The sequence below is a fragment of the Clostridium chromiireducens genome (assembly GCF_002029255.1).
Lineage (GTDB): Bacteria > Bacillota > Clostridia > Clostridiales > Clostridiaceae > Clostridium > Clostridium chromiireducens.
In genome coordinates, this window is the sequence record NZ_MZGT01000052.1 from 1 (window position 1) to 19,872 (window position 19,872).

The 19,872-nt window shown below is 29.4% G+C and carries 14 protein-coding genes; 1 reads left to right on the forward strand and 13 read right to left on the reverse strand.

All coding sequences use genetic code 11. The features are described from left to right. Nucleotides 1–57 precede the first annotated feature (57 nt). The 12 genes from CLCHR_RS17240 to CLCHR_RS17295 form a co-directional block, all read right to left on the reverse strand. Complete coding sequence (locus CLCHR_RS17240; RefSeq protein ID WP_079441097.1) at nt 58–756, reverse strand: hypothetical protein; 699 nt, start codon at nt 754–756, stop codon at nt 58–60. A gap of 373 nt (nt 757–1,129) precedes the next feature. After that, a complete protein-coding gene (locus CLCHR_RS17245; protein WP_079441098.1) occupies nt 1,130–4,252 on the reverse strand; it encodes an HD domain-containing protein in 3,123 nt (1,040 codons plus the stop codon). A 712-nt stretch (nt 4,253–4,964) separates the two neighbouring features. Beyond that, nucleotides 4,965–5,093: a hypothetical protein gene (locus CLCHR_RS25500; protein ID WP_278337014.1), complete on the reverse strand. Its 129-nt coding sequence runs from the start codon at nt 5,091–5,093 to the stop codon at nt 4,965–4,967. 9 nt (nt 5,094–5,102) lie between these two features. Then, complete coding sequence (locus tag CLCHR_RS17250; protein ID WP_079441099.1) at nt 5,103–6,014, reverse strand: S66 peptidase family protein; 912 nt, start codon at nt 6,012–6,014, stop codon at nt 5,103–5,105. Nucleotides 6,015–6,059: 45 nt separating this feature from the next. Further along, nucleotides 6,060–6,860 (reverse strand): M55 family metallopeptidase, encoded by an 801-nt coding sequence (locus CLCHR_RS17255; protein WP_079441100.1) that lies wholly within the window; start codon nt 6,858–6,860, stop codon nt 6,060–6,062. 74 nt (nt 6,861–6,934) lie between these two features. Further along, nucleotides 6,935–7,672 carry an MBL fold metallo-hydrolase gene (locus CLCHR_RS17260; RefSeq protein WP_079441101.1) on the reverse strand — a complete coding sequence of 246 codons (738 nt, stop codon included), beginning with the start codon at nt 7,670–7,672 and terminating at the stop codon, nt 6,935–6,937. Nucleotides 7,673–8,388: 716 nt separating this feature from the next. Next, nucleotides 8,389–8,631: an SHOCT domain-containing protein gene (locus CLCHR_RS17270; protein ID WP_079441103.1), complete on the reverse strand. Its 243-nt coding sequence runs from the start codon at nt 8,629–8,631 to the stop codon at nt 8,389–8,391. Between the two features lie 264 nt (nt 8,632–8,895). Further along, nucleotides 8,896–10,272 (reverse strand): sensor histidine kinase, encoded by a 1,377-nt coding sequence (locus tag CLCHR_RS17275; protein WP_079441104.1) that lies wholly within the window; start codon nt 10,270–10,272, stop codon nt 8,896–8,898. Then, complete coding sequence (locus CLCHR_RS17280) at nt 10,269–10,946, reverse strand: response regulator transcription factor (RefSeq protein WP_079441105.1); 678 nt, start codon at nt 10,944–10,946, stop codon at nt 10,269–10,271. The genes CLCHR_RS17275 and CLCHR_RS17280 overlap by 4 nt, the downstream gene beginning before the upstream one ends. A gap of 256 nt (nt 10,947–11,202) precedes the next feature. Beyond that, a complete protein-coding gene (locus tag CLCHR_RS17285; protein ID WP_079441106.1) occupies nt 11,203–12,444 on the reverse strand; it encodes an efflux RND transporter periplasmic adaptor subunit in 1,242 nt (413 codons plus the stop codon). A gap of 65 nt (nt 12,445–12,509) precedes the next feature. Continuing rightward, complete coding sequence (locus tag CLCHR_RS17290; protein WP_079441107.1) at nt 12,510–15,602, reverse strand: efflux RND transporter permease subunit; 3,093 nt, start codon at nt 15,600–15,602, stop codon at nt 12,510–12,512. 150 nt (nt 15,603–15,752) lie between these two features. Then, nucleotides 15,753–15,932, reverse strand: a complete 180-nt coding sequence (locus tag CLCHR_RS17295) for a hypothetical protein (protein ID WP_079441108.1) — start codon at nt 15,930–15,932, stop codon at nt 15,753–15,755. 468 nt (nt 15,933–16,400) lie between these two features. Here CLCHR_RS17295 and CLCHR_RS17300 point away from each other — a divergent pair, with 468 nt between their 5' ends. Continuing rightward, on the forward strand, nt 16,401–18,035 hold the full coding sequence (locus CLCHR_RS17300) for a recombinase family protein (RefSeq protein ID WP_079441109.1): 1,635 nt from the start codon (nt 16,401–16,403) through the stop codon (nt 18,033–18,035). A gap of 372 nt (nt 18,036–18,407) precedes the next feature. Here CLCHR_RS17300 and CLCHR_RS17305 read toward each other — a convergent pair whose 3' ends face one another. After that, the gene (locus CLCHR_RS17305) at nt 18,408–19,628 is read right to left on the reverse strand and encodes a DUF5667 domain-containing protein (protein WP_079441110.1); all 1,221 of its coding nucleotides are present in this window, start codon (nt 19,626–19,628) and stop codon (nt 18,408–18,410) included. Nucleotides 19,629–19,872 lie beyond the last annotated feature (244 nt).

Genomic DNA, 19,872 nt, shown 5'->3' on the forward strand with positions numbered 1-19,872 from the left:
TTTATAAACAATATAAATAGTTTTAAAAATTAACATTATAATGATTGTTCTATTATTTTATCTTCCTAAAGAGACTACAATGTCCAACAATTCTTCAATTACTTTGTCTGTTTTCTCCATAAAACCTTCTAAATTAATAGATTCACATTGATCTTTATCTGTATGTTTACTTAAGAAATCAAAAATACTATATACTTCTGTAATACGTTCTAGTAATAAATGGTCTTTAAAATATTTTTTGATAAATATAAAACTTGTTAAATTCTTTTCCCATTTTTCAACCTCAAACTCTGTGCATATCTGTCCATATGAAAATTGATTATAGTTCTCCAATTCAAACAGTTTATAAAAACTCCAATTTGTCCCGTCTCTCTCTTTTTTATAAGCATCTCTGTTGTTTCTTAATTCAATTAAAATTTCATTTAGCATAAGTCCTACTTCCTTCTTTTCTGAAAAAACTTTTTCTTTTGCTTCATCAGAATATTTACCTAAAGTTATTTTATATAGCAAGTAACTTAGAATACCTGTTACTTCAATACTTAAAAAACAACTATAATAATAAATAAATTCTGACTGAGTAACTATTTCATTCGTATTTATCCTTAATATAATTAATTTATTAGGCAGAAAGCTAGACAATGCTATTCCTATATTTAAAATCAACCCAATTGCTGGAATGCAGAAAAAAGGAATACTTAGTATAATTATTATCATTATACTAATGTGATTCTTTAACCAATTTATTATTTTCTCCAAAACCTTTACCGCCTCCAAATATATTTTCAAAAAGAATTATTAAACATTTCTTATTTCAATAGTTAATTCTTAACAATCCGCTATAACGAATCAATTATAGCATAAATTGTAAATATCTCATTATTTAATTTAAAAAGAACTTACTACGTCAAATCTCATATTATACACATTATTAACCTAATGATTATATGAACAATATAAAGTTTTCTTTGCGATGGACAAAATGATACTATCTAGTTGGTTACACATATATATTTTTTAACTTAAATAGAAAAAATATCACATATCATTTTAATTTTAATGTTTATTGTAGTTTAAATTAATAATTTAGCACTATCAACGTTTGTTTCAAGCTTATATTAATATTTATAGATTATTTAATTTTCTTTTTCATAAGTTCAAAATATTTTCCTATTATTTCTTTATATAACTTATCTATCACTTCTATTGTAACAATTTTTTCAGAAATTCTATTATTCATTGTATAGAATAATAAATTTTTATAATCTTGTCTTACTGTAATGCTTTCTATAAATAATTCTTTATTATTAACACTTTCAATTTTTTCTTTATCTTTTCTAGTTATCGGAGATATCAGTTGTTTCATTTTATTAGATTTATAAAACGCTACTCCCGCTGGAATAGTTTTAATTGCTAGCAAATTATATTTTGAAAATGATGGAATACAAGTTCTTTGACTCCTCCACCTTCCTTTTGAATAATTAAAAGAATTTCGAGAATTTGATACTAATAAGTCAATTAAATACTCTTCTGTTTTTTCGTTAACATTAATAATATCTCTATCTTCAATCCCCGTACTATAAAGTAATAAATCTCTATTCAGTTCTGATTCAATACATTGTATTTTGTTTATTCTAAAGTCATTTTCCAATATTTTAATAAGATTTTTATCTACTATTACTATATCTTCCTCAATATCTGATATATTTTTATTTAAATAACCTTCCACAATTTTGTAGTCATATTCCTCCTTTAGATTATTTACTCTTTCTATTTTAAAAGAATTAATATTTGCATAAGTTAAATTAGGATATTCATCTATAATATCTGCAAAATCAACTTCTTCCCAAATAAACTTATTATCATTTTTTTTCATTACTGATATCATTATTCCTTTATCTAATAAAAAATTATAATCTGATACCTTAAAATTATTAATTATCATACTCCCTAATACAATAAATGCAATCTTATCAAACGGCATTTCCTTTGCCTTTTCTTTTAATATATCTATTTTTTCTTTTAATTTTGCTATATAAAATTGTACACCTTCATCAATGATTTTTCCTACATCTTTTCTAGCTTTTAGCGTAAGCTCATCTCTACTCAGTTTTAGTGATTCCTTGGTGTCCATTCCATATATATCAACATAAATATATTCCCAGAGTGCATAGCTTTCTCTTTGCCTATCTAATTTAATACCTTTAAAAGAAAAGTCTATTGTATTGGGTGATCTTTCTAAAATATTCCTATCCGAATCGTATTCTGGCATACAAATATTTAAGTAAATATCTTTGTCTTTAACCCATAATTTCATCTCATCAAGAGTATTGGCAATGTTATATGCATAATTACCTTGCTCAATCATACCGTCATCAAATAAAGTTAATATATCTGAATTAAACGTTTCTTTATCTTTATTATCAACATTAATATATATAGGTATAATGCTTCCTTTGCAATTCCTTTTTGCTGAATCAAGAATTTTATATATAAGCAAATTATCACTTGATATCGGATCAAATAAATTCTCAAAGTGCTTCTCAGCATATCCTCCATAATTAAGAGAATAATTTGTATCCTTCTTTAATTTGAAATAAAATTCTGTACCCCTTTTTATATCCTTCTCTGATTTTCTAACTTGAATGTAGCCATCAGATCTTTTTCTTGATTCAAAAGTTATCTCAATTGCACTATTGCCACCTGTTCTTGAACGTGCTTTAAATACATCAACTACCAAAAATCCTGATTGCAATCCAATACCAAACCCTGCTGTGGGTCTTAACCAAGCTGGCATTTTCTTTATCTCTTTTTTTAGTTCTAACTTTCCACTATAACTCGACCCAACATCACACATGGCTTTTAATGCATCTATTGATATTCCTATTCCTCTGTCTCTAATACTAACCCCTACATAATCGCTATCTATGTCTTGAATAGTGACTTCAATTGTATAATTATCATAAATTTCTTTCGAAATATCGAAAGGCATCAAATTTTTTAATTCTTTCTTAGTCTTAATCCATGAAGTATACATGCCATCATTCAAATCTCTCCATAGCTGTATCTTTGATGCATCTAATGAATTTTGTATAAATTCTCTAACAAATATATATTTATCTTCATATATATTTGATCCTTCTATTATGTCAAATGCTTTTTCTTGAGATATCTCGAATCTCAAATCTGTAATATTATTTAAATCTGGTTCACCCTTCAAAAGAAGCTCTTTTTTTGTTAATTTAGGTGCATATCCTGTTAAATTACTTGGAATAATATCTATCCAATTCATTGTTAAATTCTTAATCTCTTCTTCAAGCCATAAAAACCAACTTCTAGTTTCTCTATATACTTCTTCATTAGGGCAGTCTGCACTTACTTCTATACTCTCAGGTGTTATCAACACATGGCGTGTTGATTGATGCTTTTCTTTATGATTTTTTGATAATTTAGGTAGTCCTCCAATCACTTTTTCTACATAACTACTAAATCTACCATTATCTAAATCTAATAAATCTCCTAATCTTATCATCTCCGCTATAAACCTTGGATGTATGTAATCTGATTTATATCCATTAGACTCATAATTTAGTTTCATTACCTTATCAAAGTCTTGCGTATGTAGAAATGATATCTCTCCTATTAATCTTATTAACCTTTCATGAATAAGATTATTATGACTTATATCTATCTCCCATCTTTCTAATTGATCTAAATATTCTTTAGTTAAACTTGAATGTTTTGATCTAAAATAGTCAGCTATTATATAAGTAACATATTTACGAATCTTCAATGGCCAATTTTTTTCAAATTTATCATCTTGTAAATTAATATTCAACTTGTCAATATATTCAATTGCTTCAGCTATATCATTATTAAATGAATGCCTTTTCTCTTCTAAATATTCTTTAAATTCATCTGTTTCCCACTCTAATTCAGCTTTTTCACTCAATAGTGCCATCCCAAAATCATGTAAATAAGCACATTGTAGAATCATCCAAGTTTCAGTAGGTGATAACCTCTTTATTCTCTCTTCTCCTAATAACATCTCAATATTTGTTATTATGCTTTCTGAATGACTATCATCATGCAAACTATAGTGTGGATAATTCATTACTACAGTTTTCAGCACGCTACTATATATCTTTTGGTTCAATTTCCATGTTGCATATAAATTTGCATATTCTTCATTTGAGTCACAAATAACCTTTAAATGTGTTTCTAACTTATATGTATATTTTAAATAATCCTCCATCAGTATCCCCCCGTACAGTACTAATATATTTAATAAACTTAACTTACTTTATCTTTACCAACTTCCCATTATAGACATAATAACTATCTCAAAGTTTCACGTCTTAGTTATTTCAAAAAACTTAGTTTACTAAATAATTACAACTAGTATTCGCTTCCTAATTATACCTCAATTTTACATATTATTCTTTATTTTTCCTAATAAAATAAGTATTTCTTATTTCATTCCATTTATTATTAACCAAAATCCTAAAATCACATATCTCAATCATCCATAATATACTTGAAATTTACTACAATAAAATTTTAGACGTATCTAAAAAATTTATCTCTCAATAGAAATTTTCCTCTAAAAAAATTAGCAGTAAAAACAGAAAACCCACTTCTATTTTTACTGCTGCTATTTTTAAATTTTACGTACTTAAAATCCAGTATATTGACCATATTGTTCACAATATATATTCTCCTATGGTGATATTCTTCAGAATAAACCCATAAATATTCTTCACCATATAAGAATATGCTGATTCCATCTCAATTTAAAACCAATTAAGAAATTTATCAAAGCTAAGAAAAACAAAACACCATAACTAAAAAATGTTTTGCCACACTCTCAACATTGACCATTGAGCATTGAAAATTGACCATTATAAAATTCAAAGGAGCCTTGCTCAAAATTAACCCTTAATCCTTCGCAAAGCTCCCTATCAAATTTATTTCTCCAAAAAATTTTCATGCTCAGATATATATCCATCAATTTCTGGCCCTGGATTCTCCATAAAGTTATTCCATGCTTTTGAAACAGTTTTACAACTTTCAAAAACTTCCATTTCTACGAACATAACCCAATATTATAATATAGTAATTTCACTTTTCTCACCATCAATCATAACTTTTGCGCCAAGTGGAAGGCTTAAGGTTGGAAGACAATGCCCGCAAACTAAATTATACAAAGTTGGTTTGTTTTCTGGCACTATAATTTCATTGAATACTTCCATTAAACTTAAACTACGATCATCTTTAGGTTCACAATCTGTAAATGCACCTAAAATTATCCCATTTGCATCTTTAAATTTCCCGCATTGTTTTAACTGCAATAGCATTCTATCTATTTTATAAGGCTGTTCATCTATATCTTCTAAAAATAGAATTTTCCCCTTTGTATTTATTTCATAAGGCGTGCCCATTGATGAAACTAAAACAGAGAGGTTCCCTCCAACTAATTCCCCTTCTGCTATGCCTTTAACTAATGTTTTTATTTCCTGTCCTCGAGGATTTTTAAGCACTCCTAAAGGTTTATTTGAAAATATATTTTTCTTAAAATAATTCATTGTATAATCATCTACGCCATCGTAAAATTCAGATGCTGCCATTGGTGTATGAAATGCTATAAGATCGCATTTTTGATTAAGGACATTATGAAGAGCTGTAATATCGCTATATCCTGCAAATACCTTTGGATTTTTCTTAATCATTTCATAATCAAGCATATGAAGCAGCCTATTTGCTCCATAACCTCCCCTTAAAGCAAATATACCTTTTATATCTTTGTCCCTAAACATATCATTAATATCATTAGCTCTTATTTCATCACTTCCAGATAAAAAGCCATGAGATTCCATGCAGCTTGCACCAAGTACTACTTCTAAGCCTAAATCTTCCATAGCTTTTATTGCAGGTTCAATTCTATCTCTTTTTGCTGGACTTGAAGGGGCAATTAAACCTATTTTATCTCCTATTTTTAAAGGGGTTGGTCTTATCATCTTATAAATCTCCCATTTATTTTGCTTCTATTAATATTCTTATGCTTATGTTAGGAAATGTATCATTCTTAGAACTTCATAATATTCTTTTGTTTTAAATTCAACTGTTCTCGGTGCAATAAATTCTGCCCCTGGATAAAAGGAATTTTTATAGGCAACCTTATGGTCTTTATATTCAATTTGTACTTTAAATTCTTCTGGTGACTTAACTTTCATTGAATCTAAGTCTTTATTTAATGCTTCTTTAACTAGTTTTTCTGTTTCTATAACTGCCTTTTTAGGATTCATATTTATAGTTGCGCCGCCAATACCATCTTTAACTCCAAGAGTCACTATATTGGAATTGAATTTATTAACTTCTTTAGTAAGTCCACTGTCTCCGCTAACAAATACAACCGGAACCTTGTATAAAGCACCTGCATATGCATTAAGTAAAAATTCACTTGCATATTCATCATTGATTTTAATAGTTAATACGCTAGATACATTCATCGTATGAACTAATGGATTTGTTATTGTTCCTCCAGCATTATGATATCCAATAAAGATGAGTGCATCAAAGCTTTCATCTATTCCAGCTACCATAGATAAAGGATCTCCTGTCCATCCCCTAATAAGTTTTACTTCTTCAGGAAGAGCTTTAATATCTATATTTCTTCCACTATCATGAGCATCTTTTACTATTATTTCTTTAGCTCCAGCTTTTACTGCACCGTTTACTGCTGCTAATACTTCTTCAGTCATTTGTTTTGCAAAGGCCTGCCAGTCAGGATGATTTTGTTTTGTTTCATCCCAATCTGTAACTCCTGTTATTCCTTCTATGTCTGCACTAATATATATTTTCATCTGCTTTCATAGTGAGAAATATTACTTTATCTATCAATAAATTTCCCACTAAAGTTCACTTCCTTTCTTATCATTTATGAAATACAAAGCTCTGCTATACGTTTGTTTACATCGCCTTTATATATACCACCATGGTAACAAATCACCTTTTCAATATCATATTCCATTAATTTTTTTAAAGATTTCATGTTTAATTCATTATCAAAATTAATACTTGGATCAGCATTCACAAGTAACCCCTCTTTGACACTAAGAATATCTCCTGCAATTAATATCTTGTACTTCTTAAGGTATAAGCAGATATGTCCTGGTGTGTGACCAGGTGTGTGCAGAACTGTAATACCTCCGCAAAATGGTAATTCCTGATCATCAACTAATGTTTTATCTACATTTACTATGCTATTTTGAAAACCACTCTTTAGTTTTTCATATATTAGTTTCATATTCTCAGGAAGATAATCCAAATTGCCTTCGAGACTTGCAAGTTTAACAGGCGGTTTTTCTCCGTTTATATATTTTTCTTCTTCCTCATGAGCAAAGATTTCAACTTTGCTTACCATCTCTTTTAAGATAGCTAGAGCACTTCCAATATGATCAATATCTTGATGAGTTAAAATTATCGACTTTAATTTATTAAATGATATTCCTTCTTTTTCAAAAGCTTCACGAATTTGATTTATTTGTTCTGGAAATCCAGCATCAATTAAAACGACTGAATCATTATCATAAATCATAGTTGGATTGATTATACTGGCCTTCCCCATTAAATTAGCAGATAATTCTAGCATATAAATTCCATTTTCAATTTTCATTAATTATCTTTAGTGAGAGAGTGTATAACAAGTATCAAACCCTCACTAAAATTCACCTCCATTCTTCTTATACTATTTTATGTGTATAACATAACATGTTAATAATAATTTAATTTGTCTCTTATGCTAAAAGACTCTTCATACGCTTTCTCAAGCACTTCTTTTGATACTTAAATTTTATTATTGATATCAACAATTTCTGCTCTACACAATAAATGCTTATTAATAGTTTTGTGCATTTTTACAAACAACTTTGCTGATTTAATATAGTTTTCATCAAACCTATTAGATGATAGCGTCCTTTGAATTATGCCCTGTAACCTTGGTATATTTAATTCTAATGGTATAATACTTATTTGATTCGGAAAAATTGTCTCATTAAATATAAATGAACACATAACGATAATATAAGGGGTACAATATATATAACCCCTGGAAAATTAAATGCTGTAGTCCAAGGAAAGCTTGTAGTTGGGTTGTTGTATATACTTATTGCTGTATATGCAACATGAATAATAGAAATTATTAATATAGTTATAAAAGTCCAAAATGATATTATCTTACTGTTTAAGATTTTTTCATTTTTACACGCCCCTTGCATAGCAAATTGTATTCTAATTATAACAAAATTTACAATATAATATATACATTTGAAAATTACAAAAAAAGCTCCACTCTAGACTAAAATCTAATCAAGAGCGGGGCTCTAATAATTCTTATTCTTCTATTTTTTGCTTCTTTGATATATATTCTTCTTCGCTTATCTCACCTTTTGCAAATCTCTCATTTAAAATATTCATTGCTTTTGATGAAGATGTATCAGTAGAATTATTTTTGTTATTATTAAATGCTTTATGAATAAAATAGACATTAATCAATAAGATTAATATCATTGGTATCATCATAAAAAAACCTCCTCCGCCATAAGGTCCTCCAAAACCAAATCCGCTACAAAACATATATAACACCTCCACTTTTCTTTTATTTTATAACAATATTGTGAAGAAATTATGTAGAACTTTCATAGTATGATTTTTTATTCTCAACTATGAAAGTTTATTGAAAGCAATAAGGTAATCTTCCTGGATGAGCTGGAAGCATTACATCAAATATTTTTTCCATCATATCTTTAGATACACTTGGTTTTTCAGCACTCTTTATCAAATTCGCTTAGCTCATAAAACCCCATGGTTTTTGTGAAGGAAGAATGACTGAACTTGATACTATTTTTTCAATTCTATCTTAAAAGATACTCCAACATTTTCATTGGCCGCCCATATATGCCCGTCATAAGATTCTATAATTCTCTTAGCTATTGCTAGCCCCAATCCAAATTTACCTTTTTTACCTTTTTTGAATGGCTTAAATAACTCATTTAACGATGATTCTTCAATAAATTCTCCATCATTATATATTTCAAGTAATATTGAATCACTACTTGTCTTTACACTAATTCTAACTTTACTTCTACTATATCTAATTGAATTCTCTAAAATATTTTCAACTACGACTTTCCACTGTTCATAGTCTCCTAATATTATTATATTTTCTAGTTCTAGCTTCCAATTAAGCTCTTCTCTTCTGAACCTAAATCTATCGACGGTTTCCTCAATTAATTCTTTCATATTAATAAGTTCTTCTATTCTTTTGTGCTGCAATAAATAGTCAAGCTTAGTTAAATAAAGCAGATCTTTTATTCTCTTCTCCAGTCTTTCTGCTTCACTATCAATTGTAAGCATTGTACTACTCAGGTCGCCTTTAGGAAATATTCCATCTCCAACAGATTGAGCATAACTTCTTATAACCATCACAGGAGTTTTTAATTCATGGGATATATTTTGAAGCATCCATTGCTGAGCTTCATCATTTTTTACAAGCTGCTGCCTCATGGATTCAATGGCCTCAGATAATTCACCTATCTCATCTTTTCTATCTACACTTATTGGAGTATTCCATTCCTTTTGACCTATCTTCTCCACGTTTTCTTTTAATGACTTTATAGGTTTTGATAAGTAACCTGCAAGTTTTCTAACTATTATTAAACTAAAAAAGCTTGCAATGATAGTCATTAAAATGATCTTTCTAGCTATCTGCTTATATAGTTTTTCAGCCTGAACATCTCTTGTATATGAAAAGATAAAACCACTCTTTTCATTAGAACTATATTTTGTTATTACATAAAATAGCTCATCATCATTACCGGCATATGTATATCTTTGGCTATCTGTTTTTTGATTTTTATATTGAATTAATACTTTATTCCATAGATTCTCTGAAGATTGCTTATCAGAAAGAATATGATCTATATTTTCATTGGAGTTACTTGGATAAATAATATGATGTAAAGGCCTTTTGTCATTGTCAGTATCAGAATCTATATTCGGAAGCTGAATATAACCATTATTCTCCTTAATATTTATAATTGCATTTTTTTGAGCACTTTCAATAACTTCAAAAGCTTTATCATAAAGAAAATTTTTGAAATTTAATAAACTCATAGTTACTAACATACCTATTATTAGAAGCATCATAGCTGAGAAAACAATCCATATTTGAAAAGCAATTGATTTATTACTTAGAAATTTCGAAACTCTGCTCATTCCTTAACCATCCTGTATCCATAACCATAAACTGTTTCTATTTTAAGGTTTGGCATTCTTTTTCTAAGCCTTCTTATAAGATCATCTACAACTCTGTCACTTCCGAAATACTCATCTCCCCAAATATTATGTAATATTTGTTCTCTTGAAAAAGCAATAAGCTGATTTTTAACAAATAACATGAGAATATCAAATTCTTTTGAAGTTAAAGCAATCGTTTCTTCTCCACTCTTTACTATACGTTTATTTTCATCTATAGTGTAACCACAAATCTGAGATACTGTCTGAACATCTCTTTCTACTTCTTGGCCATATACCCTTTCAATAAGTTTTTTTGTACGTATAACCAACTCTCTAGGTAGAAATGGTTTGGCAATGTAATCATCACTTCCAAGCTCCAGGCCAATCACTCTATCTAAATCAGCATCACGTGCAGAAATAAAAATAACAGGTGTTTGCTTATTGTTTTCTTTAATTTCTTTTATAAGCTGATATCCATCTATATCTGGCAGCATAATGTCCAATATCCATAAATGTGGATTAACTTCAATAGCTGCTCTTGCTGTTTCACCATTAAAAAAAGAAGTTACATTAAAGCCATCTTTTTCAAGATAAGATTTTAATATCTGATTTAAATTTTCTTCATCTTCTACTAAGTAAATATTATAATTCATCTCAACACCACCTTTATAGGCTAAATTAAGTTCCTACATATTCTATAATTAATTCCATAGTTCATACTCTAAAGTCTGTTTTTAATTTCTAATAAAATATTATAAAGCAGAATATCAAATCAATGGTTCTTTATGTATAACGTTGTTCTTCTATTATAACATTACCACTTAATTCTATCCTGTTAGTTATTTAATATTATTATTAGATATTCTGACGTCCTATATTAACTTTTTTATTGTATTATTACTCTAAATTTTAGGAATTACTTATATTGACTTGGTCGCCATCATTTAAAAAACTCTGTCCTTCTATAATAACTTTATCCCCCAGTTCTACCCCGCTAGTTATTTCGGTATACTTTCCATCAGAAATTCCAACACTTACTGATATTTTTTTCACTTTATCCTCAACTACTTCATATACATATTGAACTCCATTGTTCACAACTATTGCATTACTCGGAAGTGCAGCTATATTATCTTTTTTATCTTTTGTAAGCAATATTTTCACTACCATTCCTGATTTTAAAGAAGAGTCATCCTTCGCAAGCTTCATTTTTACATTATATAATTGAGTTTTAGAATCAGCTGTTGGACTTATATTATCTATAACTCCTTCAAAATTCTTACCTTCAAAAGAATTAACTTTTACTTCCACTTTCTCTCCTACTGCTATACCAGATAAATCCTTATCCCTTATATTTATTTCACCAATAAAACTGCTGTTATCTGCTATAGTAATTACACTTTTTGAACTTGATACTATTTCTCCTGCATCAGCATCTCTTTCAGAAACAACTCCATCAATAGGTGATTTAACTACAGCATTGTCTAATTGAGCCTGTACCAAATCTACTGCACCCTGTGCCTGTTCCACCTGAGACTCAGCTACAGCTGCCGTCTGACTTCCAATTTTATTATTTAAAAGATTTAAGTTATCATTAGCAGAGTTAAGCTGCGTCTCAGCTGAATTAAGTTTAGATTGTGCATTATCTAAATCCTGCTTTGTAGAAGCTTCTGCCTCATATAGTATTTTTACCTTATCAAATGCACTTTTAGCATCATTATATGTATTTTGTGCTAAGCTTTGATTTGTCTTAGCCTGAATTAATTGCTGCTTAAACTCCGAATCACTTATGAGTGTTAAATTAGCTTGTGCTGAACTTAAGGCACCCTGTGCCTGCTTATATTGTGCCTGTAATTCAGCTGAATCTAATGTAAATAATACATCACCTTTTTTAACTTGTTGTCCTACTTCAACATTCATAGTTGCAATTCTACCAGATATTTTTGGAGCAACTATTACCTCACTATTTGCTTTTAATGTACTTCCATACTCTGTGTAATTTTCAATAGAAGCTGTACTAACAGCAACCGTTTTAACATTCTTAATATCATTTGTATTACTAGCACTTTTACCACATCCTGCAAGAACCATTGACGATGTTAAGATAATACTTGCTAATATTGTATATTTTCTAAGTTTAATACTTTTCATAATTTGTCTCCTTTCACTTTAAATATCACACGCTGCAGGTATTTTATCCTAGCTGAGTTATACCTCTATAATTCATTTGCTGCACCCTTTTTACTATTTCTTCTCTCTAAAATTTTCTTTTTCATATCATCAATCAATGTATACACAACTGGAATAAGCACTGGAGATAATATTGTAGAGGTAATCATGCCCCCAATAAGTGCTATAGACATTCCTGATCTATATTCACTTCCTTGCCCCATAGCCAATGCCGTTGGAATCATACCAACAATCATAGTTATTGTAGTCATCATGATTGGTCTAAGTCTTGTACTTCCAGATTCTATAAGAGCTTCTCTTAAAGACATTCCTTTCTTCATTAATGTATTAGTATAATCGATAAGCAGAGTTCCATTTTTAGATGCAAGTCCATCAAGCATTATCAGCCCAATCATTGTTACGATATTTAAAGTATTTCTAGTAATGACCAAAGCTATTAATGCTCCTATTATTCCACATGGAAGTGATAACATCCTTAAAAAAGGTGTAAGCCAAGATTCATATAGAACAACCAATATCATATATATAAGCACTATAGACACAGCCAAAGCTTCAATTAGAGATTTAAAGGAAGTAGCCATATTTTGCTGGTCCCCTCCATAAGTCACTTCATAACCTGTAGGCATATCCTCATTTTCAATAGCTTTTTTAATATCTGTATTTACACTTCCTACTGTTCTGCCTTGTACATTTGCATATATAGTCACCATTTCATCTCTATTCATTCTTAATTGCTCCTGTGGGCTATCACCTAAAGACACATTTGCAACTTGATCTAATGGTACTTGTATTCCAGATGAATTAGCTATCATTATTGAAGACATCTGATCTTTAGTTTTAACTTGTCCATCTTCAAATTTAACAACCATATCATATTCATCGCCATCTTTTCTATATACGCCAGCATCTGTGCCTTGATTAGATGCTGCCTTAAGAGCACTTGCAATATCTGATGGCTTAATTCCAAATTGTGTAGCTGCTGTTCTATCAACTTCAACATCAATCTCATTCTCGTTAGCTTTCATTCTATTACTAACATCTGTTGTTCCAGGAATAGCTTTTACCATGCTCTCTGTTTTCTCACTTAGATCTCTTAAAACTTCTACATTAGGCCCAATTATATTTATAGCAATAGGCTTTGCTCCATCTCCATTACCTTGTGAAAGTCCATTGCTTTCATTTACAGAAATGAAAGCTCCAGTTAAACTCTTGCTCCATTCCCGAAGTTCCTGAGCAACTTCACTTTGGCTTTTCTTTCGTTTACTCTTTTCTATTAAATTAATATTAATCGTTGCTGAAGATTCATTATCACTGCCAATTACAGTAAAATATTCACTTATTTCAGGTACATTTTTTAAATGTTCTTCTAATTCTTTTACTTTTTCATCTGTATTCGTTATATCCGAACCAGGACTTAAATCAACATTAATTATAAATTTGCCTTGATCTGTTATTGGCAGAAATTCTGTCTTAATGGCTTTAAAAGGAATAAGTAATATACTAAGTATGAACATTGCCATGACAATACTTACAATTTTCCATCTATGATCTAGTGACCAAAGCAAAAACCTTTTATATTCTTCATTTGCTTTATCAAATAACTTTGTTATAAATCCTTTTTTAGCTTCAACTTTATAATCATCATCTTTTTCTTCCTTAAGTAATCTCGAAGCTAACATTGGAGTTAGAGTGAAAGAGACAATAAGTGAAAACATTGTTGCAAATATTACTGTAAGTCCAAACTGTCTGAAAAATTGTCCAATCATTCCAGACATAAAAGCAACTGGCCCAAAGACTACTATGTCACATAATGTTATTGATATAGCTGCCATTCCTATTTCATCACGTCCATCTATAGCTGCTCTTATAAGTCCCTTCCCCTGGCTCAGATGCCTTTGAATATTTTCAAGTACAACTATAGAGTCATCTACCAATATTCCTATTGATAAAGATAAAGCTAAAAGTGATAAAATATTAAGTGTAAAATTACAAACATACATCATAAAAAATGTAGCAACAAGCGATGTAGGTATTGCGACAAGAACTATTAATGAAGATTTTATACGCTTTAGAAATAGAAACATTATAATACTTGTTGTGATTATACCTTCAATAAGACTTATTTTAACTTCTGATAAAGATTCATTAATAAATGTAGAAGAATCGTCTGCTATACTAACATTAATTCCACTTGGCAAAGTCTTTTCTATACTTTTCAGCTTTTCTTTAACAGCCTTTGTTGTTTCAACTATATTTGCATCACTTTGTTTTTTAACGAATATACCTATGGAGCTTCCTCCATTTAACCTTACCAATTCACTTCCATCTGGATAATCCAGCTTTATATCTGCAATATCCTTAAGTCTTATAGTTCCCCCATTTATCATAGGTATTTGAATATTTTCTATATCTTCTATATTTTGAAACTCACCAAGAACCCTCATAGTCTCTTTAGAATTTTCCTGCTTAAGCTGACCTGCTGGAATATTTACATTTTCACTTTTCAGCTTGCTTACGATAGTATTGATGCTTATGCCATATTGCTCCATAGAAGTTTTATCAACATCAATCATTAATTCCTTTTGAACGGCTCCTTCTAAAGTCACCTCACCAACTCCACTGATCTTTTCTAAAGATTTTTGAATATCATCTGCTGCGTTATAAAGTTCGCCATAAGGCAATGAACTTGAAACTGAAATCATCATAACCGGAGCTGAATTTTTATCTGCCTTTCTTATAACAGGTTTTGAAGCGCCTTCTGGAAGTTTATTTGAAACATCCCCTAATGCCTGTTGAACATCCATAAATGCCGAGTTCATATCCGTATCCATGGTAAATTTAATTATGGTATAACCATAACCTTCCACTGATCCAGACTTTAAGGTATCAATACCGCTTATGCCAGATACCGCATCTTCTATTGGTTTTGTAACATTTTCTTCTATTTCTTTGGTACCTGCTCCACTATATGTAGTTGTTATTGTTATAACAGGAGCATCAATTGCTGGAAATAAATCTGCTCCTAAATTTGCATATCCGAATATTCCTAGCCCCATAATCAAAGCAACCACTATAATTATGCTTAAAGGCTTTTTTACTGCTAATTCAGTAATTTTCATTTCCTCTCCTCCTAATCGAATAAAATAATTAGATATATTAATTTCACTAAGAAAATTCATTTCTTTAAGCTTGTTTTCATTTTAATCAATCTTTATGTAAGAATTATCTTATAATTATGTGAAATTGTGTGATAAAAAAATAAGCACCTACTATTTAGTAAGTGCCCCTAATATCCATCGTATCTTATTTTTAAATTTCTCGTGTATTTTTATATATAATCTAAATCCTGCATATGCTGATGTTTCTCTTGCTATTTCTTTATATTCATTAGGTAACAAATCATAACCATATAATTTAAAGAACATATCATCAATCTTTTTATCATCCACATTATCACCTTCATATATAATTATAATAAATCAATTTTCTTTATATATAATTATATATAATGGCCAATCTATTATGAATGATATTTTCATTTTCTACCATATTTAGTTTTGTTTAAACATAAAAACAGAACTAAGCATCAGTAGCTATTATGCTATTACTTCCCACAATACACTTTTAATAAACAGAAATATTTTAAATTTGATAAATGGTTTTTTAGCTTTTATTGTATGAATAATTAGAAGTTTAAATATTTTTCTATATCGCCCAGTATTTTTATGTTGCTCAAAATATTCAACTTTTAATTATGTTGAGGTGTTTTCAATTTTTGAGCACAAAAATTAACTATTACCAAAAGTAATAGTTGACCTACCTAATCTAAAATATCAGTATTAATGCAAGAACAATTAGAATTTTTGAAACATAACATGAATATAAATGTTTTGAACTAAATAATGAGGTTACAGCAAATGAAAATAGCTATTTACAGTCGTAAATCAATATTTACTGGTAAAGGTGATTCTATAGAAAATCAAATTTCAATGTGCCAGGAATATATATATTCTAAACTCGGAAAAGATGTTGGAATTTCAATATACGAAGATGAAGGTTTTACTGGTAAAAATACTAATAGACCAGAATTCCAGAGGCTTATGAAAGATATTAAAAATAAAAAAATAGATAGAATAGTCTGCTACAAACTTGATAGAATTGGCAGAAGTGTAGCCCAGCTTTCCAATATGTTTGAAATGCTAGATAAATATAATTGCTCATTTACAAGTATCACAGAGCAGCAATTTGATACCACAACCCCTATGGGCAGAGCTATGATAAACATTGCTAGTACATTTGCGCAGCTTGAACGTGAACAGTTAGCAGAACGTGTTAGGGATAATATGCTTCAGTTATCTAAATCTGGCAGATGGCTTGGAGGTCAGTCCCCTCTTGGATTTACTCCAGAGAAAATGATCTATATAGATGAAGAAATGAAAGAAAGAACTTTAATGAAACTTACACCCGATGAAGAAGAATTAAATATTATAAGATTTATCTTTAAAGCTTATTTAGAAGAACGTTCAATAAATGAAGTTACAAGACAATTAAATGTTAAATGTGTTAAAGGCAAAAATGGTGGGAACTTTGATACTACACAAGTTAGAAGAATTCTTAGAAATCCACTTTACGTTAAATCTGATAAAAGTACACATAAATATTTGAACGATATTGGAACAAATGTATACGGAGATTATAATGGAAATGGATATTTGACTTACAATAAAAAAAGACAAACTACCATTGGAAGAAATATTGAAGAATGGATTGTTGCTATTAGCAATCATAAAGGAATAATAAACTCTGAAGAATGGCTAAAAGTACAATGTTCATTAGATAAAAATAAAGCTAAACAATCTATAAGACTTGGAACTGGCAATAGTAATAATGCATGTCTATCTGGAATCTTAAAATGTGCTAAATGTGGATGTAATATGATAGTAAAACATGGACACCCTTCTAAAGTTAATGGTTATAAAAAATTCGATTATTATGTATGCAGCAATAAGCAAAATAAATATGTAGATAGATGTGATAATCCAAATATAAGAGTAGATAAATTAGATCCAATAGTTATTGCTGAAATTAAAGCTTATAACAAGGACCTATTAATTGACGAGCTTACAAAATCTTTAATAAGTAGTGATACAACACTTGAAAATGGACTAATTAAGGAACTTAATACACAAATTAAAGCAAAAAGATTAGCATCTTCTAATTTAGTAAAACAACTTTCACTAGCTCCAAATAATGATGTTGTAGGTATTATCATGAATGAAATATCTTCTCTTAATGATGAAATTAAAGAATTAGAATTTAATTTAAATAATATAGAATCCGATAAAAATGATATTATAAATCAAACTGTAAATTTAGAACTTATAATAAACTCTCTTAAACATTTTAACGAAAATATGGATATAGTAGATGATATATCGAAAAAAAGGCTCTTAATACAATCTGTTGCGCGTAAAATTTTATGGGATGGAGATAACTATAAAACTACAATAACAATATTAGATATTGATGATTCTAAAAAATATTTTAAGTAATCTTATCTACTTAAATCTATAATTTTATTAATTGCATTATAATATAGATAAGTTAACGATATTTCTCCCTCAAAAAAGTAGCCTTAAGCAAGTTATATCAATACCCATGTTATTTTTCACATTTAATTATTATGCGGTTCACTTTTATATATTCTAAATTTCTTACTTACAAAAATATATAAACCTTCTCTAAATATCTAAGAACTAAAACAACCCATGAAAATCTAAATGGATTTTCGTGGGTTTCATGGTGGAAACGAAGCGTGATCTTTAAAATTCACTAGCAAATCTCATCTTATTTTGACTTCCAACATATTATATATTAACAACTTTGTCTTTAAAACAAACTTTACATTTATACTAATGATCTTTTTATTCTTCAGCCTTTTTCGCTTCTTCCCTTAATTTTTCTCCTTCTTTTTTAACTTTTTCCTCAGTCTTCTTTGCTTCCTCTTTTACCTTTTCTTGTAATTTCTTATCCTCTTCTCTAGCTTTCTCTTCTGACTTCTTATTTGCTTCCCTTAATTTTTCTTCTTCTTTTTTAGCTTTTGCCTCAACCTTTTTTTCTTCTTCATTTAAGTTTTCTTCTGATTGTTTAGGTCCTTCTATAGCTTTTTCCTTTTTATCACTTTCTTTTTCCTCTACTTTTTCAATCTTATCATTTGCCTTTTTAATTTGCTTCATACCAGCTTTAATTTCTTTTTCAGCTTGCTTAGAAAGCTTCTTTATTTCTTCCTTTGAAGAATTTGCTGCATCCTTTAAAGCCTCAGCTTCTTTTACCTTTTCTTCAGCGCTTGAAATTAAAGCTACATCACCGCTTTTCTTTGCTTCTTCAAGTTCTTTCTTTGCGTCTTCAAGTTGATGTCTTGCTAAAAAGAAAGCCTCTTTAGCTACATAAAATCCATTAACAGCGGCAATGTCTTTATCCTGCTTATTTAATGCATTTTCAATAGCTAGCTTAGAGTCTTCTGGAGCTTTTTCAAGTATAGTTTTTAGTATTTCCTCACTTTTTTTGTATGCTTCGTTAAGCTCTTCAAATTTTTGTACGGCTTCATCCTTAGTCTCAATTGCCTTATTTATATGTTCCGTAGCAGAAGACAGTAACTCTATATAATTGTTTATTGCTTTACTTGCAAGTTCATCTTGCCCTTGATTTGTCATAACAACTGCTTCTGATGCTCTCTCTGTAGCAAACTTTACCTTAAGTGCTGCTAGTTCTTCCTCACTTTTTGTTATTGAAATCTGAAGCTGCTCTATTCCACGTTCTATATTGTAAAAAGGTGAATTAGGCAATATACCTGCAGAATCATTGACCTCTTCTTGTGTAATTTCACTTTGAGTATTTGCTGTCGCTTCATTTGTGGCTTCGTTTTCATTTTCCACTGTGGTGCCAGACACATTTTCAGATGCAACCTTATTTTCTTCTTCTGTTACAGTCTCTGTTATAGTTCCGTTTTCTTCTACTATAGGCTGAGATGTTGTTTCACTTGTTACCTGACTTGTATTTGTGGCATCCTCTGGATTTGCATATGCATTATGAGACATCCCAGTTAATGCAGCTACTAATACTATTACAGCAATTTTTTTCTTCATTTGTTATTCCCCCTATATATAAATATTTAGTTCTTACTCACTCAATATAACATTCGCTTTAATATATTATTTTCTGACACAAAAATATGAATCTCAGTAAAATTATTTTATAACACCTGCTGATATATCCTATGCTTAAAATGGTATTTCAACTATTTCTTATCTTGTTAATAATAATTGTATTTTTATGTAGCTTACCGCATTATTCTCATCTAATTAAAATTCATGATTACTGGAGTTACCC